3 protein-coding genes are annotated in these 23,765 nt (G+C 55.1%); 1 reads left to right on the top strand and 2 read right to left on the bottom strand.

What is annotated here, in order from left to right; all coding sequences use genetic code 11:
- Positions 1-10: 10 nt before the first annotated feature.
- Both HP435_RS29065 and lgrA read right to left on the bottom strand, forming a co-directional pair.
- Entirely contained in the window at positions 11-15,499 is a 15,489-nt protein-coding gene (locus HP435_RS29065; RefSeq protein WP_304502710.1) for a non-ribosomal peptide synthetase, read from the bottom strand.
- 28 nt (positions 15,500-15,527) lie between these two features.
- Complete coding sequence (gene lgrA, locus HP435_RS14425) at positions 15,528-22,349, bottom strand: linear gramicidin non-ribosomal peptide synthetase LgrA (protein WP_173598773.1); 6,822 nt, start codon at positions 22,347-22,349, stop codon at positions 15,528-15,530.
- A gap of 480 nt (positions 22,350-22,829) precedes the next feature.
- On the opposite strand from lgrA, the gene HP435_RS14420 reads away from it, so the two are divergent.
- Positions 22,830-23,765 carry an ABC transporter ATP-binding protein gene (locus HP435_RS14420; RefSeq protein WP_122963284.1) on the top strand — a complete coding sequence of 312 codons (936 nt, stop codon included), beginning with the start codon at positions 22,830-22,832 and terminating at the stop codon, positions 23,763-23,765.

Below are 23,765 nucleotides of genomic sequence, written 5' to 3'. Positions count from 1 at the left end.
CGTATATAGATCAGTGAGATCCCCCATGGAGTTCATTCCCCTTTCTATTTTTTAACCTTGCGAGCACCTTGTTCAAAGCGCTCTGACTCAAGTCTGCATCCTCGAAGTCTTCCGCTCTGTAGCTTTGTTTCTCCGCCTGGATCAATGATTGCAAAGCGTCCGTGTAGTGACGGGCAAATGTTTCGATATGCGATTCGCTGTACAGTCTTCCGTTGTAGAGGAAGCTGAGGCCGAGCTTGCCTTCGGTGACGGCCCCCACGACATCGATCAAGTGAGTCCGTCTGTTGTCCGGGCTGCTGTTTGCGCCTCGCTCGCCTTCCGCGTATGCCAGAAGCGCTTTCGCATCTGCTGCCTGGTGGAATTGTCCCAAATAGTTGAAGCTGAGCGGCGCTTGCGGAATCGCCTTTAGCTTTTCGACCAGTTCAGGGTCTTGCGCCACGTAGCGCAGCAGGCCGTAGCCGAGACCTTTGTGCGGAATTTGTTGCAGCTTTTCTTTGACTCGCGCAAGCGCATCCTCGGAAGACGTGTTTGGCTCCAGTTGAATCAGGAGCGGGTACATCGACGTAAACCAGCCGACGGTGCGGGAAAGGTCGACGTCCTCGAACAACTCTTCGCGACCGTGCCCTTCGAGATTGACCAAAAGCGCGGACTCGCCCGTCCATTTGCCGTGTGCCAACGCCAGCGCCGTCAACAAAATATCGTTGATTTGCACGCGGTAGCGGGATGGAACTTTTTGCAGCAGGGCGTCCGTCTCTTCTTCTTCCAGGTGGATCGTCCACATCCGGCCGTTTGCTTCTGTGTTTTCCGCCCAGTCATGCACGGGCAGTTGGTGACCCGCCAGTTCGTCTGCCGCCTTGAGCCAGTAATCCTGATCAACCAGCATCCGCTCAGAGGACGCGTATTTATGCAATTTTTCTGCCCATGCCTTGTAAGAGGTCGTTTTCGGCGGCAGTTGAATCTTGTTGCCTTTTTCCGCTTGCCCGTACGCTGTTTGCAAGTCTTCGATCAGGATGCGCCACGAGACACCGTCGACTGCCAGGTGATGAATGACCATCAAAAGACGGCCTGGTCGGTCGTACCCGAGATCGAAGTAGACGACTTTGAGCAGCGGCCCGTTCTGCAAATCCAGGCTTGCTTGGGCCTGCTGTGCGAGCTTTTCGATCTTCCGCGCCTGCTGGGCTGGCGGACTCATGGACAAATCCTCCACTTGCAGCGGCACTTCCGAATCGACGTCGGCATACGTCTGCTTCCACTGTCCGTCTGCGAAGGTGTAGCGCAAGCGGAGCGCGTCGTGATGAGCAAGCAGTTGGGCAACGGCTTGGCTCAAATACTCTTCCTCCAACGGCTCGTTCACTTGCAGCAGCATGGATTGGTTCCAATGGTGCGGCGTCGGTTGCTCTTGCTCGAAAAACCATGTCTGGATCGGCAAAAGCGGCACCTCGCCCGTCACGTTCCCTTGTTCTGCGTCCACCTTTGTACTTTGGCCTGCAACTTTTGCCAGCTCGGCAATGGTTTGCTGATCGAACAATTGCTTGGGAGTCAAATGGATGCCGGCCTTGTTCGCGCGGGCGACGATTTGAATGCTGAGAATCGAGTCTCCTCCAAGCTCAAAAAAGTTATCATGAATGCCGATGCGGTCCATGCGCAGTACAGCGCACCAAATGTCTGCCAGCGTTTGTTCGACATGGCTTGTAGCCGCTGCAAATGCGTCCTCTTCCCGGCTGCGTTCCAAAACAGGGGCTGGCAGCGCTTTGCGGTCCACTTTTCCGTTCGGAGTAAGCGGCAAAGCATCCAGCATGACAAAGGCGGCAGGCACCATGTAGTCCGGTACGTGTGCTTTGAAGTGCTGGCGCAGCTCGGCTGTCCCAAGCTCTTGCTCGGCGTCCTTGACTGCGTAGGCGACGAGCTGCTTCATGCCCGCCTCATTTTCGTGGACGATCACCACCGAGGCCGTAATTGCCGGGTGTTTGGCCAAGACCGCTTCCACTTCGCTCAACTCGATTCGGAACCCGCGAATTTTTACCTGGTTGTCGAGCCGCCCGATGAACTCGATCAGACCGTCCGGCAGGTAGCGCACCAGGTCGCCTGTGCGATAAAGACGTGCCGCCTGATCAGTTGCAAACGGATTGGGCACAAACCGCTCTGCCGTCAAATCTGGGCGGTTCAAGTAGCCTTCCGCCAGACCGTCGCCGCCGATGTACAGCTCGCCAGTCACGCCAATCGGAACGGGCTGCATGTGACGATCGAGCACGTATGCCGTCGTGTTTTTGATCGGACGGCCGATCGGGAAAGTGTGGGCCGATTCGGGCATGACCGTGACCGGATTGCAGCAGGTGAATGTCGTGTTTTCGGTCGGGCCGTATCCGTTGATCACCGTCAGCCCTGCGATTTCCAGCGCTTTTTTCACATGCGGAACGGATACGATATCTCCGCCGACGAGCAGTTGGCGAACCCCGGACAAATATTCCTTGTGATGGTCGACCATCAGCGTGAACAGCCCGGCTGTCAGCCAAAGTGTCGTCACGTGGTGCGACTGGATCGCCTGCCCGATTTCTGCGAGCGACGGCAGTTCTGGCGGCAGCAGGACGAGCTTCGCCCCGTTCAAAAGGCTGCCCCATATCTCGAAAGTCGCCGCATCGAACGACACGGTGGACGCTTGCAGGAACACGTCTTGCTCCGTGATCGTCACATAATCCGTTTCCTTGACGAGGCGGACGATGCCGCGATGAACGACAAGCGTTCCTTTTGGCAGTCCGGTCGAGCCGGATGTGTAGATGACGTAAGCGAGACTTTCCGCTGTCGTGTCCACGTCAGGCGCCTGCTCGCTCTCCTTGGCAATCAGCGGCCAATCGCGATCCAGGGCAATCGTAGTCCGTTCCCCTGACGGCAAGCCGGGCATGAGCTGCTCCTGCGTCAGCAAGACCGTGATTCCGGCGTCGCCCATCATGTAGGCCAGACGCTCCTCTGGATAATCAGGATCGAGCGGCACATAGGCTCCACCAGCCTTGAGTATGCCGAGCATCCCGATCAGCATTTCCGGCGAACGTTTGACGCAGAGGCCGACGAGCGCACCCGGCCGCACTCCTTTTTGTTGCAAGTAGTTGGCTGTCTGGTTGGCCCGGCGCTCCAATTCCGCGTACGTAAGCGTCTGATTTCCCGCAACGACCGCCAGTCGCTCAGGATAAAGCAGCGCCGTTTCCCGGAACAATTGATCCACCCGTTTGTTTCGCGGATAAGCGGTCGTCGTGTCGTTCCACTCCACCAGCAATTGCGCTCGCTCGCTCTGGTTCAGCAGCGGCAATCGGGCAATACCCTGATCCGGCATATGAACGATAGCTTCCAGCAGCTGAACAAAATGCTGCGACAGTCGCTCCATCGTCGCCTCATGGAACAGCGCTGTGTTGTATTCAAACGTGGCGAACAGTCCGTTTTGTTTTTCCGCCATCGTCAGCGTCAGATCGTATTTGGAAGTGACCAGATGCTTGTCCATCTCAAAATCAGCCACACGGATACCAGCTTTTTCGTCCAAGTTCAGCTGGAAGTTTTGCAGGACAAACATCACCTGGAACAGCGGCGAGTAGCTGAGACTGCGCTCCAGCTCCAACTCGTCGACCAACTTTTCAAACGGCAAATCTTGATGGGCGTATGCTTCGAACGCCGTCTCCCGCACTCGTGCCAGCAACTCGCGGAAGGTCGGTTCTCCTGACAAGTCCGTCCGCAGCACCAATGTGTTGATGAAAAAGCCGATCAGCGGCTCCGTCTCTTGTCTGTTCCGTCCCGCGACAGGGCTGCCGACGAGGATGTCCTCCTGCCCGCTATAGCGGTAGAGCAAGACTTGGAAGGCAGCGAGCAAGGTCATGAACAAGGTCGCGCCTTCTTCCTGGCTGAGCTTGTTCAGCTTTGCGTACAGCTCGCCTGAAAGCTTGATCGTATGCATCGCGCCATCATGCGTCTGGACGGCAGGACGCGGCTGATCTGTCGGCAAAGCCAGCAGCGGTTCGGCTCCGCTCAGCTTTTCTTTCCAGTACGCAAGCTGCTCGGCAAGCACTTCCCCTTCCAGCCACTTCCGCTGCCAGACGGCGTAATCTGCGTATTGCACCGTAATCTCGGCCAATTCAGGCGCTTCTTCCCGCACAAACGCTTCGTACAGCGCCCGCATTTCTTTGAGGAAAATGCCGATCGACCAGCCGTCGAAAATGATATGGTGCAGGTTGAATAAGAAGACGCACTCTTGCTCCGCCAGACGAATCAGGGTGGTGCGCAGCAAAGGACCTTGGCTCAGGTCAAACGGCGTCGCCGCTTCCAATCCGGCCAAGCGATGAGCTTCCGCTTCCCGCTCGTCTGCTGGCATCCCGCGCAAGTCGATCACGTTCAGCTTTCCATCCAGCCGGGAGTGAATCACTTGCACCGCTTCCCCATCCACATCGCCAAAAGTCGTCCGCAAGCTTTCGTGGCGCTGGATCAGCACTTGCAGGCTCTTTTCCCAAGCGGCGATATCCAAATCTCCCAACAAGCGCACGGCTGACGGAATGTTGTACAACGTGCTGTCCGGCATCAGGCGATCCAGAAACCAGAGGCGCTGTTGCGCGAACGACAGCGGCAAATGAGCTTCCCGTGAGACAGGCAGCATCTGCGCTTCCGTTTCGTTCTGCCCAATCGCTCCAAGTGTCTCGGACAGCTCTGCAACAGTCGGCCGCTCAAAAATCGCGCGGATCGGCACTTCTTTCGCAAACGTTTCGCGCAGACGGGAAGCTACTCGTGTCGCCAGGAGAGAATGTCCGCCCAGTTCGAAAAAGTTGTCGTGCACCCCTACTTGCTCGATTCCGAGCACATCCGCCCAGATGCTGGCGACCAACACTTCCGTCTGATTGCGCGGCGCTACGTAGCCAGCGGCAGAAGCGACTTGCCCCCACTCCGGTTCCGGCAGTTGCTTGCGGTCGATCTTGCCGTTCGGTGTCAGCGGCATCGCGTCCAGCCAGACAAAGAAGGAGGGAACCATAAACTCGGGCAATTTTGCCTTGGCCCAGCTCGTCAAGACGGCACGATCGCCGCACTCCCCGTCTTTTGTCGTGATGTAGGCAACGAGACGCTTTTCGCCCAGCTTGTCTTCTTTGGCCACGACCACTGCTTCCTTGATCTGTGGATGGCTGCGCAGGACAGCCTCCAGCTCGCCCAATTCGATCCGGTAGCCGCGAATTTTGACCTGGTGGTCGATGCGGCCCAAATACTCCAGCTGTCCGTCGGGCAAGTAACGAACGAGATCGCCTGTGCTGTACATCCGCGCATGCGGGTCGGGGTGGAACGGATTGGGCAAAAAGCGTTCTGCCGTCATTTTCGGACGCTTCAAGTAACCGCGCGCCAAGCCGTCACCGCCCAAATACAGCTCCCCAGGCAAGCCCAACGGCACGGGCTGCAGCTTGGCATCGAGAACATACGCTTGCGTGTTGGACAGAGGACGGCCAATCGTCGGCTCTGTCTTTGCCCCTTTTGTCACCTGGACATAGGTGGAGTACGTCGTATCTTCCGATGGGCCGTACAGGTTGAAAACTTTTTGCACATGCCCAAGCGCGTACAGACTTTGCGCCAGCGTGTTCGGCAGCGGCTCTCCGGCGAGATTGACGACCCGCACGTTCGGCGGTATCGCGTTCATCCGCACCAGTTCCTTGGCCGCAGATGGCACGGTATTGATCAAAGTCACCTCTTTTGCCGCTGGCAGGCTTGGCAAATGCAAGGCGTTGTCCGCCAAAATCACTTTGCCGCCGCAACTCAAGGTCACGAATATTTCATACACGGACAAGTCGAAGCAAATCGAAGTGGACGCGAGCACGCCGCTCATTTCTTCAGCCGAGAAGACGGTTTTCGCCCAGAAAATGAAGGCAATGACGCTGCTGTGCTGAATCGCCACCCCTTTTGGCAGACCTGTCGAGCCAGATGTGTAAATCACGTAAGAAAGGTTGGTTGGCGCAGCCAGATTCGGCACATTTGCTTCCGGCTGGGCCGCCATGCACGCCCAGTCGCGATCCAGGCAAATCACTTGTGCTGTATGCTCAGGCAACATCGGAAGCAAGCGTTCTTGCGTCAGCACGATCGCCGCCTGCGAATCATCCAGCGTGTAGCCAATCCTGTCTTGTGGATAGGCAGGATCAATCGGCACGTACGCACCGCCAGCCTTGATAATTCCCAGCAAGGCGACAATCATCTCGGTCGTCCGCTCCATCAGGACAGCGACCAATACTTCCGGCCCGACGCCCTGCGACCGCAAATAATGAGCAAGCTGGTTCGCCCGTTTGTTCAGTTCCGCATATGTCAAACGCTCAGTTCCGACGACCAGAGCTTGCGCGTCCGGCGTTGCCTCCACTTGCGCCTCGAACAGCTGGTGCATCACCAGGTTGCGCTCGTACGGCATGTCGGTCGCATTCCATTCCACCAACAGCTTGTGGCGCTCCGCTTCCGTGATGATGGACAAGTCTGCGAGCTGTTCGTGCGGCTCACGCATGATTGCTTCCAGCACACTGCTCAACTGGGCCAGCACCTTGTCCATGGCTGGCTGCTCGAATCGGCCCGTTTCATAAATCAGTTTGAGCATCAGTTCTTCGCCGGGCGCTACCACGAGCGTCAGCGGATAGCTCGTCTGCTCGACCGCTTTGACTTCCCCGAGCAACATGCCGGATTCGGAATCCACACTTGTGCCGGACAAGTAGTTCTCAAAGACGAAAATGCTGTCAAACAACGACTGGCCGCGCGGCACCTCGCTCCAGCTCTGGATGTCCACGAGCGGCGTAAACTCGTACTGGCGCATCTCGCTTTGGGCCTGCTGCAAGCTTTGCAGCCAGTCGATGACCGTCGTCTGTTCCGGGAAAAGCACACGGACAGGCAACGTGTTGATAAACAGCCCCACCATCGCTTCTGCGTCAGGCAAGTCGGTTGGCCGTCCCAGATTGGTCGTGCCAAAAACGACTTCCGCTTCGCCTGCATAACGCGCCAGGATCAGCGCCCAAGCCCCTTGCACAACCGTATTCAGCGTCAACTGGTGCTTGCGGGCAAAAGCGAGCAAGTTCGCTGTCGCCCGTTCGGACAAAAGCAGCTTGTGGTCTGCGTATTCTTTTGGCTGACCCGCGCTGCCACCCGATTTCCCCATGCCAAGCGGCGTCGGCACGCCAAAGCCCTGCAAATAGTCGCGCCAATACTGCTGCGCTTCTTCCAGGTTTTGTCGTTTCAGCCAGGCAATATAGGCTGAAAACGGAGGAATGGCGGGCAAGCTCGCTTCCTTGCCATGCGAGGCTGCGGCATAAAACGCCTGCCAGTCCTGGAACACGATCGGCGTGCTCCAGCCATCGAGCAACATGTGATGGAAGCTCCATACAAACTGGAACGTGCTCGCATCCAGGCGAATCAACGTCCAGCGCATCAGCGGCGGACGGGCGAGATCAAAACCCCGCTTGCGATCTTGTTCCAAATACGTCTGCAAGCCTGCTTCCTGCTCAGCCGCTGTCAGATGGCGCCAGTCCAGTCGCTCGACAAACGTTTTGACTTTCGCGTGCACGACCTGATGCGGCTTCTCCAATCCGCTCCACAGGAAGGACGTTCGCAAAATCGCGTGGCGCTCGACGACTTTTTGCCAGGCTGCCGAAAATGCCTCTACATTCACATGCTCCAGTTTCAAAGCGAGCTGCACCACGTAATCCCCGCCTGCTTGCTCATACAAGGAATGGAACAGCATCCCTTCCTGCAACGGCGTAAGCGTATAAACGTTCTCGATCAGGCGATTGTGACCGATAAACTTGTCGAGACTGTTTTGATCCAGTTCCGCGAGCGGGAAGTCGGAAGGCGTATAGCCCCCTGCTTGCTCCGTGCGGCAATGGGCAATAATCGCTCGCAACGCTTGCACATAGTCATGGGCGAGCTTTTCAATCGTGCCCGGCTCGTACAGATCGCGGCTGAATGTCCAGCTCATCTCCAGCTGGTCTTGCGCCACCATGCTCATGACATCGAGTTTGTAAAGACGCGTCTCATCCTCGCTCACATTGGATGCCGACCAGTTCGGAATGATTTGGAACAACGCCGCGTCAGTCGTTTGGCCTTGGCCGAATTGTCCCAAGTAGTTGAAGCTGATCTCCGGCTGCGGCTTGGCTCGCAACATTTCGGCCGTTTGCCCATCCCGGCTCAAATAGCGGTGAATACCGTAGCCAATCCCTTTGTCCGGGATCGCCCGCACTTGTTCTTTGATCGACTTCAGCACGTCACCCCAGGCCAAATCCGGCTCCGTTTCCAGCAAGACCGGATACAGGCTCGTGAACCAGCCCACCGTACGCGACACGTCCACGCCATCCACGATCGGCTCGCGACCGTGTCCCTCTACCGAGACATACAATGCCCGCTTGTTCGTCCAATCCGTAATCGTGCGCGTCAAGGCACTGAGCAGCACATCGTTGATCTGCGTGCGATAAGCGGCTGGCACTTCTTGCAGCAGCGCCCGAGTCTCGTCCGCGCTCAGCTTTGCCTTAACTTGCACGGCCAGACCTTCCGTGTTCTTGCCTTGTGGATGATCAACAGGCAGCCCGCATGCCTGTTCGCTGTCCATGCCAGTCCAATACTCATCGACAGCGCTTTGCTCCGCGTACGTTGTCAGCTCCTCCGCCCAGCTTTTGAACGAAGTCGTCTTTTGCGGCCATGCAATCTTTTGCCCGGCTTTAACCTGTTCGTAAGCGGTTTGCAGGTCTTCCAAAATAATGCGCCAGGAGACGCCATCGACCACGAGATGGTGAATCACGATAAACAGCCGCTGTTCCGCTCCGAGTTGGAAATAGGCGGCACGGTGCAAAGGTCCTTTGGCGATATCCAGGCTTGCTTGCAGTTCGTCTGTGATGTGCCGCATCCGTGCTTCTCTCTCCGCCTCAGGAACGGACGACAAATCGGCGACCAGCAGCACATCTTCATCCGCAATCTCACCATGCGCTGCCTGCCATGTTCCGTTGACCTGCTGAAAGCGCAGGCGCAGGGCATCATGCTGGCGAGGCAGCGCGGCAAAAGCTTGTGCCAGCGTCGTCGTATCGAGTTCTTCCCGCACCGCGAGCATGACCGACTGGTTCCAGTGATGAACGTGGCGGACATCCTGCTCGAAAAACCACGTCTGAATCGGTGTCAAAGGCATTTCGCCTGTCACGATTCCTTGTTCGGCCTGCATTTCCGGCGCTTTTTCCAGCACCACTGCGCTTGCCGCCAGCTCTGCCAATGTTTGCGCGTCAAACAAATGCTTCGGCGTTAACTGCAAACCAGCCTGATTGGCCCGCGAAACGATCTGAATGGTCAAAATCGAGTCGCCGCCCAGTTCGAAAAAGTTGTCGTGAACCCCGATCGTCTCTACGCCCAGCACCTCTTGCCAAATTTCGGCCAGCTTGCGTTCCACATCCGATTGCGGTTCGACGAAGCTGCCTTCCCACTCTGTCTGCGCGACATCCGGCAGCGGCAAGGCGCGACGGTCTACTTTTCCGTTTGGCGTGAGCGGCAGGGCTTCCATCAGCACGATGGCAGACGGCACCATGTAGTCTGGCAACATTTCTTTCAAGGACTGGCGCAACTCGCTCGTCTGTCGCTCTTCTCCTTCATTGAGCACGACATACGCAACAAGCCGCTTCACTCCGGGGGTCACGTCTTCGCGGACGATCACTACGGACTCCGCAACCGTGGGATGAGCGTACAAGGCCGATTCAATCTCGCCCAGCTCAACCCGGAACCCGCGAATGCTTACTTGATCGTCGGCACGTCCGATAAACTCGATGCTGCCATCTGCTGCATAGCGCACCAGGTCACCAGTCCGGTACATCCGGGCACCTTCAATCGGAGAGAACGGATTCGGCACAAAGCTCGCTTCCGTCAGGTCAGGACGGTTCCGATAGCCGCGCGCCAGACTTTTTCCCCCGATGTACAGCTCTCCGACTACCCCTACAGGTACAGGCTGTCTGTTTTCATCCAACACGTAGACAGACACATTGTCGATCGGGCGACCAATCGTCGGCGCAGACTCGCGCTCGCCCAAAACAGGCACTACCCCTGCTGTCGCAACAACCGTATTTTCTGTCGGCCCATACTGGTTCACGAGCGTAAACGGCACGTCCGCAGTCGGGTATTGATGCAGCATATCACCGCCCGTCAGCATGTAGCGCAGCGCCGCTCCCGTCGGCCATGGCAGCGGAAGCAAGTTCTCAGCCAGCGGAGTCGGCAAAAAGCTGATGGTGATGCCTGCCTCGACCAGCCAGTCCCGCAGTTTTTCCGGCGATAGGCGAATCTCGTCCCACGGCTGGCAAATCGTCGCACCTGCGGTCAAATACGGCCAAGTCTCCCATACGGAAGCGTCAAACGCCGTACCGGCAATTTGCGAAGCGCGATCTTCTGCGGACACGCTGTAGGCGCGCTGGTGCCAGTTGACCAGATTCAGGAGCGATCCGTGCTCGATCTCTACGCCTTTTGGTGTCCCTGTCGAGCCTGACGTATAAATGACGTAGGCAAGTTGATCCGCATTCGTCTTGATTGCAGGCGCAGCCGTGCTTTCCGCCGCAATCTCCTGCCAATCCCGATCCAGGCACAGAAGCGCCGCTGTTTCCTGCGGCAATGCGTCAAGCAAGCGCTCCTGGGTCAAAACGAGCGACATTCCCGCATCTTTGATCATGAAAGCGAGCCGTTCGCGCGGGTACGCCGGGTCCATCGGGACGTAAGCAGCACCTGCCTTGAGAATCGCCAGTTGACCGATCGGCATCTCGCTGGAACGCTCCACGCAAATGCCCACCAAATCTTCCGAACCAATCCCTCTTTTCAGCAAAGCATGCGCAAGCTGGTTGGCTTTCGCATCAAGCTCCGCGTACGTCAGCGCCCCTTGCTCCCCGATCACGGCAAACTGTTCTGGCAGCTCCTGTGCGATGCGCGCGACCCGTTCGTGCACTAGCAGGTCGAGGGAATAGGCGACATCTGTCTGGTTCCATTCGACGAGCATCCGGCTTTGTTCCGCACCGCCCAACAGGGGAAGCTCCACAATTTTTTGCCCCGGATCGGCGGCGATGGCTTGCAGCAGATTGCCAAAATGCTCGGCCATGCGCTCGATCGTCGTACGGTCAAACAAATCGGTGCTGTATTCAAACACGCCTTTCAATCCGTTGTCCGCCGCTTCAATCATCGTCAGAGTCAGATCGAACTTGGTCGTCTGGTTGAGCGTGACTTCATCGGGCGCAATCGCCAATGTCTCGCCTTCACGCACCCCTGTCGACATACCCTGCACAGCAAAAAGCACCTGAAACAGCGGCGAGTAGCTCAGACTGCGCTCGATTTGCAGCTCATCGACCAGTTTTTCAAAAGGCACATCTTCGTTGGCAAACGCATCGAACGCCGTCTCGCGCACGCGACGCAACAGCTCGACAAACGTAGGATCATCGGACAAATCAGTGCGCAGGACGAGCATGTTGACGAAAAAGCCGATCAAGTTTTCGATCTCTTGCCGATTGCGTCCGGCGACAGGGGTGCCAATCAAAATGTCGTTCGCATGCGTATAGCGGTACAAAAAGCTTTTGAATGCCGCAAGGAGCGTCATGAACAGCGTAGCGCCCTCTTGCCGTCCCAGCTCGCGCAGCTTTTGCCCGACCTCACCCGGCACGTAAAAAGACAAATGGTCACCGCGATAACTTTGAACGACCGCGCGTGGCCGATCTGTCGGAAGCGGCAACAGCGGCTCGCTGCCGTCCAGTTTGTTTTTCCAGTAACGGAGCTGTTCTTTCCATACGTTGTCTTGCGATTTCTCGCGCTGCCAGACGGCATAGTCCCGATACTGGATCGGCAAGGCGGCAAGCGGCAGCGCTTCTCCTTTGAGCAACGTTTCGTACACTTCGCTCAGTTCGTTCACCAGTACATCCATTGACCAGCCATCGGAGATGATGTGGTGCACGTTCAGCCAAAGGACAGACTCCTGCTCCTCCAAGCGAATCAGCATCGCCCGCAGCAGCGGCCATTGATCGAGGCGGAACGGCGTTGCTGCATCTTCCTCGGCCATTTGCTTCCACTCCGCGTCTTTTGCCGCGGCTGGCTTGTCGCGAAGATCGGTGACGCCAAGCGACAGATGCACATCCGTATGAATCACCTGCAACGCTCGCCCGTCCACATCGACGAACGTGGTGCGGAGCGATTCATGCCGCTGGATGATTTCATTCAAAGCGCGTTCCAGCACAAGCTCATCGACCGTTCCGCGCAGCCGGAAGCCGACGGGGATGTTGTACATGGCGCTGTCCGGGATGAGCCGATCGAGGAACCAGAGACGCTGCTGGGCGTAAGACAGCGGCAACTCGTCGGCACGCTGGAGCGCGGACGGCTGAATCGGGCTGTGCTTGTCCGCTTCTGCTCCATGCCGCAACGCTTGAATCCGCCGAGCCAATTCGGCTACTGTCTGATGGGTAAAAATTTCGCGCATCGGAAGCCGGACATGAAACAGCTTGGCTGTGCGGGAAAGCACCTGTGTCGCCAAAAGCGAGTGCCCGCCCAATTCAAAAAAGTTGTCGTGCACCCCGACCTGCGATACATTGAGCACTTCCTCCCAGATGCGGACGACCAGTTCCTCAACCGGATTGCGCGGCGCAAGGTAGACGTTGCCTGTATGCACGCGGCCATCCGGGAGCGGCAGCGCTTTGCGATCGATTTTTCCGCTCGATGTCAGCGGGAACTCTTCCATCTGAATAAAATGGGACGGCACCATGTAGTCGGGCAATGCTTGGCGAAGCGCTTCACGCAGCGCGTTGACGGTCCACTGCTTGTCTGCGATGAAATACGCGCACAAATACGCTTGCCCGTTATGGTCTGTGCGAGCGATCACGACAGCGTCGCGAATCGAAGCTTCCTGAATCAGCTGCGCGCGAATTTCGTCCAGTTCAATCCGATAGCCGCGAATTTTTACTTGATGGTCGATCCGTCCAAGGTACTCGATGTTGCCATCCTGACGGTAGCGTGCCAAGTCGCCCGTGCGGTACATGCGTTGTCCCACTGCAAACGGATGGGGCACAAATTTTTCGTTCGTCAATGCTTCGTTGTTCCAATAGCCTCTCGCCAAGCTCGCTCCGGCGATGCACAATTCACCAGGCACGCCGACTGGCTGCAATTGTCCATGCTTGTTCACGATATGCGTCTGAATATTGGCAAGCGGCTTGCCGATTGGCACCAGTACGTCTTGCGAATCTTTTGCCAAGGAATACTTCGTGGCATAAATCGTCGATTCGGTCGGGCCATAAATATTTTCCAGGATGACGCCAGGCAGCGCCTCGTACACTTTGCCCACCAGCTCGGACGGCATCGCTTCCCCGGCGGCAAATATATAGCGCAATGGACTTTCTTGCTGTTGATCCCGGACATAGTCGACGAACGGAATCAACATCGACGGCACAAAATTGACATGTGTCACGCCGTGATTGACCATCGTCTCCCAGATGTGGGCAGGCTCCTTCTCCGCTCCGGGATCGAGAATGACCAATCTGCCGCTCCCCAAAATCCAGCCAAAAATTTCTGCGACCGAAACGTCAAAAGTGTAGGTCGTCTTCAGCAAATACGCATCGTTTTCCAGCAGCGGATACAGTTCCTGCAAGGCAAAAATGATGTTCAACAAGCTCGCATGCTCGATCATGACGCCCTTCGGCTTGCCCGTCGAACCCGATGTGTAGATGACGTAAGCCAAATGGTTCGCATGGGAGACGCACTCCAGATTGTCCGCTGCTCCCTGGTAAATCTCAGCCGCTTCCAGATCGATGATCCGATCCGCAAAATCGACCGCTCCAAGAAAGCGATGGTTCACCAGCAACAATTCACTTCGGCTATCTTGCAAAATATATTCAATGCGTTCCTTCGGATGGGACGGATCAATCGGCAAGTACGCCCCGCCCGCCTTAAAAATGGCCAAAATCGCAATCATCATCTCCACGGAACGCTCGGTAAGCAAACTGACCATGCTTTCCGGGCCGATTCCTCTCGCCCGCAACAGCTTCGCCAGTTGATTTGCCTTTTCGTTCAGCTCCCGATAAGTAAGGACTTGTTCTCCCATGACCAGCGCGATGCGCTCTGGCTCCCTCTCGGCGCGCTCTTCAAAAATTTGGTGGATCAGCTTATCTGTAGGATAATGGCGGTACGTATCGTTAAAGGAATGCAGTTGCAGCTGTTTCTCTGCCGGATCAACCACTTCGAGCTTTTGCAAAAGGATGTCCGGCGCATTTGTCACTTGTGTCATGATGGTGGTGAGTTGTCGACTGATGTGAAGGAGCTGTTCTTCGCTAAAAACAGCAGCATTGTATATATATTTGATGGTGATGACATCACTTGGGGTAACCATTACGTTCAGGTCGTAGTTGGTTTGTTCAAAAGCAGATAGATGAGTGAGGGTAAACTCTTCGTTGTACTGGTTCAGACGAGTCAGAAATTGCTGGCCCATCGGATAGTTCTGGAACAGCAGAATATGGTCAATCAGTTGCTGGTTGCCCTGAATGTCGGCCAAGGAAAGATAATGGTATTTGGCAAGCGAGAGCGCTTCCTGCTGCACTTGCTTCACCAGCTCGGAAAACGTTTGCTCCGCTCCCGCCTGGACGCGGATCGGCACCGTGTTGATGAACAGTCCGACCATCTGTTCGACGTTCGGCAGGTGGCTCGGACGTCCGGAGACAACCGAGCCGAACACGACGTCTTCCGTGTTGCACTGGCGTTGCAGCATCAGCCCCCAAATCGCGCGGAACAAATTGTTAAGCGTCACGTGCAATTGCTTGGCGAGCTTGTTCAAGCTGTCCGTCAACCCCTGCTCAATCGCAAACACCAATTCCGCCTGTCTGTAGCTGTTTTTGCCGCCCTGCTTGTGTATAAAGCTGGTCGGTTCATAGCCGCTTATATACTCAGCCCAGCTCGCTTTTGCCTCTTCGGCGTCCTGCTCTCCCAGCCAACTGATATACGTGCTGTAAGGGTAAACCGGGCCAAGCTCGACGGGCAGGCCGCCTTTTCGCTGTTGATAAATTTGAAAAAAGTCGTTGAGGACAATCGGAATGCACCAACCGTCCAGCAAAATATGATGGTGACTCCAGAAAAGGGTATGCGTGTCAGCCGAAGTCCGGACAAGAGTGAGACGGATCAGTACGTCTTTGGCCAAATCGAAGCTTGCTTGGCGGTCTTTCTGCGCAAAGTCTTCCAGGTAGGCAGCTTGCTCCTCTTCAGAAAGGTGGGTAATATCCAGCACCTGAACCTTTGTCTTTCTTTCCCTGAGCACGATTTGCCGGGGCTTTTGTACTTTTTCCAGGAGAAAGACCGTTCGGAGAATATCGTGTCGTTCAATCAGCGCGTTCAAGCTTTGTTCCAGGATAGCTGGATCGATGAGCCCTTTGATCGTAAAGCGCATTTGTTCAAAATAGGACTCGCTTCCTTCGTCCAGGAGGGAATGAAACAACATTCCCTCCTGCATAGGAGTTAACGGGTATATATTGTCGACCTTTTTCCTTGACACGACTACTCTCCTCCTGAGTTTCAGTTACTTACAAATCGCTAATCAAGTCCATAATGTCGTCCAGCTCACTCCGCGAAAGGTTCTTGTCCACAAAATCGCTCGGTGTCAGCTCGGTTTCTGTCTTTTGCAGGCAGTGGGCAAGCAGCGCATTCAGATGCGCTTGATAAAGCTCCAGCAGCTTGTCGATCGTCGCTTTGCGGTACTCATCGCGATGGTACTGTATGTGAATGGTCAGCTCTCCGTTGCTGATTTTGGAAAATACATCCAGTTGCTGCATGCGCTCAGCATTTGCTCCGCGCACGCTTCCCTGCGGAAGATGCGAAAGCGTGAGCCAATCGGTTTCCAGTCCGGCATCGAGCTGCTCCCATGCATGGACGACGATCTTTGGCTGGAGCGTAAAATCGTCCGGATGCTTGTGTCGAAGGTCAGTGAGCTGCTTGAGGATGGAATACCCGCTTCCTTGATGCGGAATCGCCCGCAGCATTTCTTTGACCTGCTTGATCTGCTCCCCCGGATCGCCTGACCTCGCAGCGGAGAGGACAACCGGGAACAGCGAATGGAACCAGCCCACCGTCCGCGACACATCCAAGCCTTTTGCTGCCGACTCGCGCCCGTCTTTTTCCAAAAAAACGGTGACATCGTCTGCTCTTGTCCAGTCCCGCAATGCCATGCCCAAGGCGGCCAACAAAAGCTCCTGCGCTTCCGTCTGATAGGCGTGATTGGCCTCGTGCAGCAGATTGGCTGTCTCTGCTTTCGCGAAACGAATGGCTGCTGTCGCCGTGCTTTGTTCCGTTCGGGAAAGCGGCTCCTGATCTTGTGGCAGCGGACGGGTCGGGCTGGACGCGATTTTTCTCCAATAGCCCAGTTCGCTCGTCAGCTTCTTGCTGTTGGCTGCGTTGTGCAGTTCTTCCGCCCAGCTCTGATACGAGTGGGTTTTGTTTGGCAAGGCGATTGGCTCGCCCGCAGCTTTTTGCTTGTAGGCGGTTTGGAAGTCTTCCAGAATGATCCGCCAGGAAGCTTCGTCTACAACCAGCTGATGAATCGCCAGGAGCAGATGGTCGCCTGTCCTCGTCATGAACAGCGCAGCCTGCACGAGCGGCCCTTCCTGCAAATTCATCCCGGCTTGCCATTCGTTTGCTTTTTCTTCCACTTTTCCCGCTATATCCAGCTCCTCCGTACAATCAAACGCGCGGAAGCCGAACAGCTTGCCTTCGTTCCCCTGATGGAACTGGACAATCCCCTGCTCTGTCTCGCGAAAACGCATGCGCAAGGCATCGTGCTGCAAAACGAGCGCGTTCAGCGTCTCCACGATCCACTCACGCTCCAGGCCATCCCGGCAAAACAGCATCCTCGCCTGGTTCCAGTGATGTCGATCGGCTGTGATCCGTTCAAAGAAATCGCGCTGGATCGGCGTCAGCTTGACAAGCCCCTCTACCAGTCCCTGTTCGATGACGACCTGCTCGGACGTGACGAATGGGGCAATCTGTTCAATCGTCGGGTACAGGAACAGGTGGTTGATCACCATCGTCCAATTGATCCGTTGCAGTCGAGAGGCGATTTGCAACCCTTTGATCGAATCTCCGCCCAGTTCGAAAAAGTTGTCGCGAATCCCGACCCGTTCGATTCCGAGCACTTCGCCCCAGATGTGCGCCAAAGTCGCTTCCAGTTCCGTGCGCGGCGCTGCATATTCCGCTTCCGCTTTCACACTGCCGTCCGGTTCTGGCAAAGCCTTGCGATCGAGCTTGCCATTGGCTGTGAGCGGGAACTGTTTCAGCAAAACGAAATGGGCCGGAATCATGTATTCAGGCAGTTCACGGCGAAGCAACTCGCGCAGTTGACCGACTGTCCACTCCTGTTCGGACAGCAGGTAGGCGCACAAGTACGCTTGGCCGTTTTGATCGTTTCGGGCTACGACCACCGCGTCCTGAATCGTTTCCTCCTGAATCAGCTTGCTGCGGATTTCGTCCAGTTCGATCCGGTATCCGCGAATTTTCACCTGATGGTCCATGCGTCCGAGGTATTCGATGTTGCCATCCTCGCGATAACGGGCGAGATCACCCGTGCGATAAATCCGCTCGCCTTTCTCCAACGGATGAGGAGTGAATTTTTCTTCTGTCAGCGCTGGATTGTTCAAATACCCTCTCGCCAGACTTGCTCCTGCGATGCATAGCTCTCCTGGTACGCCGATTGGTTGCAGTTGTCCATGCCGATTGATGATATACATGCGATAGTTGGGCAGCGGCTTTCCGATTGGAACAGGACTTTCCTGCGAGCCTTTCGCGAGCGAGTAACGGGAAGCGTAAATCGTCGCTTCTGTCGGGCCGTAGATGTTTTCCAGCTTCACCTCTGGCAATACTTCGTACACTTTTGGCACGAGTTCATCCGGCATCGCTTCGCCGCAAGCCAAGATGTACCGCAAGCGATTTGCTTCTGTTCGCCCTTCCAAATACTCGACAAACGGGATCAGCATGGAGGGCACGAAGTTGATGTGGGTAATTCCCGCTCCGACTACCGCCTGCCAAATAGCCTTCGGGTTCTTTTCCGCCTCCGGTTCCAAAATCACCAGTTTGCCACGACCCGGAACCCACCCGAAAATTTCCGCGACTGAAATATCGAATATGTAGGTTGTCTTGAGCAAGAAGGCATCGTCCTGCAAAAGCGGGTACTCGTCCTGCATTCCGTGAAGCACATTGAGCAGCGCTCCGTGCTCGATCATCACGCCTTTTGGTTTTCCCGTTGAGCCGGAAGTGTACATGACATACACCAGGTCGCCTGGCTGGTTGACCAGTGGCGGGTTGCTCGTATCCGCCGCATAGCTGCTCGCACTGTTCAGATCAAGGACCACTTCCGCCACGCTTGCCTTTTCCACAAACGGCGACTGTGCCAGCACCAGCTTGGCTCCGCTGTCTGCGAAAATGTAGGCGATTCGCTCCGCCGGACTGTGCGGGTCGATGGGCAAGTACGCTCCGCCCGCTTTCAACACAGCGAAAATCGCCACCATCATCTCGACCGACCGCTCTGCCATCAGCATCACGAGATCGTCAGGTTGCACCCCTTTTTCGCGCAAAGTGTGTGCCAACTGGTTGACCCGCTCGTTCAGCTCGCGATACGTCACGCGTTGTTCGCGGAAGACTAGCGCTGTTTTGTCAGGGGTAGCCGCCGCCCAATCCTCCAGCATCGACATGATCAGCTTGTTCGGATACGCCTTGGCTGTATCGTTCACCCGCAAAAACAAATCGCGTTTTTCGTCTTCCGTTACCAGTTCAAACCTTTTCACCTGTTGGTCCAGCCCGTGCACGGCTTGCAAAAGCAGGTGCTCAAACTGCGCGACCATGCGGAGGATCATTCCCTCGTCAAACAGGTGCGTATTGTATTCAAACACGATGTTCAGCCCGTTTTCCCGCTCCAGGACTTCGAGTGTCAGATCGAACTTGCTGATCCCGGCATTTATATGGTGCATGTTGCTCTCCAGCTCGGTTTCCGGTGCGCCTTGCATCATGAACATCACATCGAACAACGGGTGACGGTTCCCTTCCCGCTTGACACGGGCAGCTTCGAGAATTTTGTCAAAAGGCACGTACTGGTTTTGCAAAGCCGGCAAAAGCTTTGCCTTGACCTGTTGCAAGTTATGTAAAAAGCTTTCTTCATGATCAATGGAGAGCAAAAGCGGCAGCGTATTGACGAACATCCCCAGCAGTTCTCGCGTATCTGGATGCTGTCTGCCGTCCGTAACGGTGCCGAGAATGACTTGATTGCTGTCGCTGTTCATTTTGGACAGCCAGATGGACACGATCGTGAGCATCAGCATGTACAGAGTCAAGTCATGCTTGGCCGCTGTCGCCTTGAGCTTTCGCGTAATTTCCGGGTTCACTCGATACATCTGGATCGCTCCGTCAAACGTCAGCTGCGGCGGGCGTTTTTTCGTCGGAAGCTGGACGGCGGGAAGCTCTCCTTGCAAAAGCGTTTTCCAGTACGCTATCTGCTGTTCGTATTCGTCGCTTGCGAACCATTCATTTTGCCAGCGTGCAAACGACTTGTACGTTTTTTCCACAGGCGACAACACCTGCTGTCCGAGCAAAGCTTGCAGCTCGCGCGCCAGGATCGACTTGGACAGACCGTCCAGCAAAATGTGATGGGAATCGAACCAGAGAACCTTTTTGTCCGCCGTCTCAATGACTCCCGCCCGCAGCAACGGCGCTTTCGCCAGATCGAACGGCTTGATCTGCTCCGCAAGCAAGCTTTGTACCGACTCCTCCTCGCCAGTCTGGCGCACAAAGGACAGCTCTGCCCGAGGAACAATCCGTTTTACAATCTCGTCGCCGCGCATGTGATACGTGCTGCGCAAACCTTCGTGCCGCAGCACCAGCTGCTCCAGGGCCACCCGAATTTGCTCCGTATCGACAGTCAGGGGGAAGTTGATCGTATAGACCACGTTGTAGGCAATCGACTCCACATCTTGCTGCTGGATGATGTACATTCGCTTCTCGACGGCGGAAGTCTCGTACTCCGCTTGCTCGTCCAGCTCTCGCAAAGGCTCCAGGCTCACCTGCTTTTGCTCCGTAAGCAGACGTTTCAACTGCCGGATGGTCGGATGCGTGAAAAGCTGGTCGTATCTGAGCGAAAGCCCGATGTTTTTGAGCTGGTGAATCAGCTGCATGACTTTGATCGAGTCTCCGCCTCGCTCCAGAAAATGGTCGTCGATCCCCATTTGCGGAATCCCCAGCACGTGGCTCCACACCTGTGCCAGTTGCTGTTCAAGCTCATCAGTTGGCGCGACATAATCTTCCCCCAGCAACTCCGCATCGGCCTGCACGTCTGGCAAGGCGCGCCTGTCTACTTTCCCATTCGCGGTCAACGGGAAAGCCTTCATGTGAACAAAGTACGTGGGGATCATGTAATCGGGGAGATCGTTCCCGAGCCATTCCCGCAGCTCGCCATGCGGAATTTCTTCAGGAGCAACGTAATAGCCAACCAAGTATTTGCGCCCGTCCGCTTGCTCCTTCGCCAATACCGTTGTCAGTTCAATCAGCGGATGATTCATCAAAAATGGCTCGATTTCTCCTGGCTCGATGCGGTATCCGCGAATTTTGACCAAATTGTCCAGGCGGCCGAGAAACTCGATGTTTCCGTCAGGCAAAAAGCGTGCCCGATCGCCCGTGCGGTACATTCGCTCGCCCGTCTGCGGATGGACGATGAACTTTTCCGCCGTCAGCTCCGGACGGTTCAAATATCCGCGCCCCAGCCCTTCCCCGACAATAAACAGCTCGCCTGCCACCCCGATCGGCTGCAACGCCAGCGCTTCGTCCAAAATCAGGATGCGGGTGCGGTCAATCGGCTTGCCAATCGGAATATTCGCATACGGCTTGTCCACCTCGAACATCGTCACCATGATGGTGCACTCTGTCGGCCCGTACCCGTTGTAGAGCTTGTACGTTCCGTTCCGCTCGATTTTTTTCAGCACATCCCCGCCCGTAATCACCACGCGAAACGACTGGTTGTCCATTTGCATGAACTGTTCAGCGGCACCCGTCGGCAAATAGCTGATCGTGATCCCTTCCTGGTTGCAGTAATCGTTTAAAGCGTCCAAATCGTACTTCCGTTCGGAAGGCACGATGTGCAGCGCAGCGCCAGCGAGCAAATGCGTAAATATATCCAGTGCAGACCCGTCAAAGGAAAAACTGGAATAAACCAACGCCTTGTCCGCAGGGGTTACGCCAAAGTACGGCCGATACCACTCGCAAAAGTTGACCAGATTGTGATGCTCGATCATGACGCCTTTTGCCAAACCTGTCGATCCTGATGTGTACATGACGTACACGAGGTCATCCGGGCGATTGACGTGCGGCAAATTGTTCGTGTTCTCGCTGTAGCTGTCAGGATCGTGCACGTCGATGATGTCGCAGGCACCGTTCGCTTTCTCCTCATGCAAAGCGTTTGTCAGCAAGATCGCGGCACTGCTGTCAGCCAGCATGTAGGCAATCCGCTCTCCCGGATAATCCGGGTCGATGGGCACATACGCCCCTCCTGCTTTCATTACCGCGAGAATGCTCACGATCATGTCCAGAGACTTGTCCAGCATGATCGCTACCTGATCGTCAGGCTTGACGCCTTTGCCCCTGAGATGGTGCGCCAGCTGATTGGCCCGTTCGTTTAGTTGCTTGTATGTCAAGGATTGGCCCCGATCGACGACAGCCACGTGGTCTGGCGTCATCTCCACCTGCTGTTCGAACAGCTGATGGAACGTTTTGTCGATCGGCTTTTCGCCCCGTTTTGGCTCTGCACAAAGCCGCTTTAATGCCAACAATTCTCGTACTGTCGTCATGTTCAGGTTTTTGTAAAAATCCCGGTCTGCTTTGAAGTGGAGCGTTCCGCCAGCAGTTTGCCGATACGGAGCGATCCGTCCATGCACGATATTTTCCCACTCGCGAATGAACAGTTCCTCGATCGCCTGATTGGCTTTGTTGTAACAATCGAGCAGAGTATCTTCGTCGGCAAACGCAATCTCTTCCTGCACGAGAATGTCGCCTGTATCTACATGCTCGTCGATGAGGTGGATCGTCACGCCCTTGGGTGTCTCGTCCCAAACGCTCCAGAAAACAGGATCTCGTCCCTTGTTCCAGGGCAAAAGAGAAGGATGAAGGTTGATGATGCGCCCGCGAAACCGGGAGACGATTTCTTTGTCCAAAATATACCCGTATGCATAGCTGACAATCCAGTCGATCTCTTGCAAATTGGCCGACTGCGCGTGCACTTTTTCCTGGCAGATGACGACTTCGTGGTGTAATGATTCCAAGTACCGTACAACTTTGTTTCCTTTGCTCATAAATGTTGTTAGGAATAGTATTCTCACAAAAACACCACCAGTACTTCCTAAAATTTCGTTGACAAAAAAGTAACTTCGAATGAAAATCTTTGGTAGATACCAATTTTGGTACTTTTTTACATAACACACAAAATCATGTTAATTTGTAAACAGTTAACGGTCAAGGTCTTATATTTGACAAATGAATGCAATCAGCGATGATAAACCTGGAAAAAACTTGATTTACGTAGGGATCGCGGCGTTTTCCGTTACGGAATAATTTGGTATAAAAATCCAAAAACCTGATTTTCTGGCTGGTTCTGCGCGCCAGAAGCTGACAGGAAAATGGACAGGCCAAACGTGGCGGAATGAGAGGAAGTGATCCAGCAAGCAATATGGAATTTTCGTGAACAATCACTGTGAAAGGAGGTTTTAGAATCGACCATCAAGAAGGAATGGTATATATGTAAAATAATTACAATTTTGTGAATGTCAAGCGAGGAAAACTTCAGAAAAAGGTGATACTTTGTGGAGCATGTAATCGAAATTAAAGATCTCAAAAAATCGTTTGGCGACAAAAAAGTTCTGAACGGTATTTCTCTCTCGATTGGCAAAGGGCGAATTTTTGGTCTGCTCGGCCCGAATGGCTCGGGAAAAACGACTACCATGCGCATCTTGTCCTGCCTCATCGAGCCTACCTCTGGGGATATCACCATCCTTGGCCGCCAAATCAGCACGCACAAAGAAGAGATTCGCAAAAAAATCGGTTGTGTCACAGAATCCCCCGGTGTTTACGACAAGCTTTCCCTGTTGGACAACCTGGAGTTTTTCGCCGCCTGCTACCAGATTCCCAAAGCCAAGCGCGCTTCCCGCATCGAATATTTGCTTCGCCAGTTCGACTTGTGGGACAGAAGAAATGATCCTGCCGGGCGACTGTCCAAAGGGATGAAGCAGAAGCTTTCGATCATTTGCGCGATTTTGCACGATCCCGAAATCTTGTTCCTCGACGAGGTGACCGCGAACCTCGACCCCGTCAGCATTCGCAAGCTGAAAGATTTGATTCGTGAATGGGCCGCCTCTGGCAAGACGATCATTTTTTGCTCGCATATCTTGACCGAGGTTGACGAGCTATGCCATGAGTTCGCCATTATCAAGGGGGAAGTCATTCGTTTGACCACTCCGCAGCAGTTCCGTGAAGAATGGACCACCTACAATGTGATCCTCGATGTCGGATCGGATGTGCAAAAGTCGGAACAGATTATCAGGGAAGCGAAGGAAGTCGAAGCCTACAAGCGTTCGGAAAATCAGTTCCACCTGAGAGTAACCGATCCGGAGACAGCCAACCCGCAGCTGATCAAAAAGCTGGTCGCAGCCGATGTCACTGTCAAATACATAACGCCTCTCTCTGTTTCGCTGGAAGACTCTTACCTGAGCTTGCTCGATCAAGAAAAGGAGGCGATCTAA

Source organism: Brevibacillus sp. HD3.3A, assembly GCF_013284375.2.
Taxonomy (GTDB): Bacteria; Bacillota; Bacilli; order Brevibacillales; family Brevibacillaceae; genus Brevibacillus; species Brevibacillus parabrevis.
Note: the sequence above shows the minus strand (reverse complement) of the source record. Positions and strands in the feature narration are given on the sequence as shown.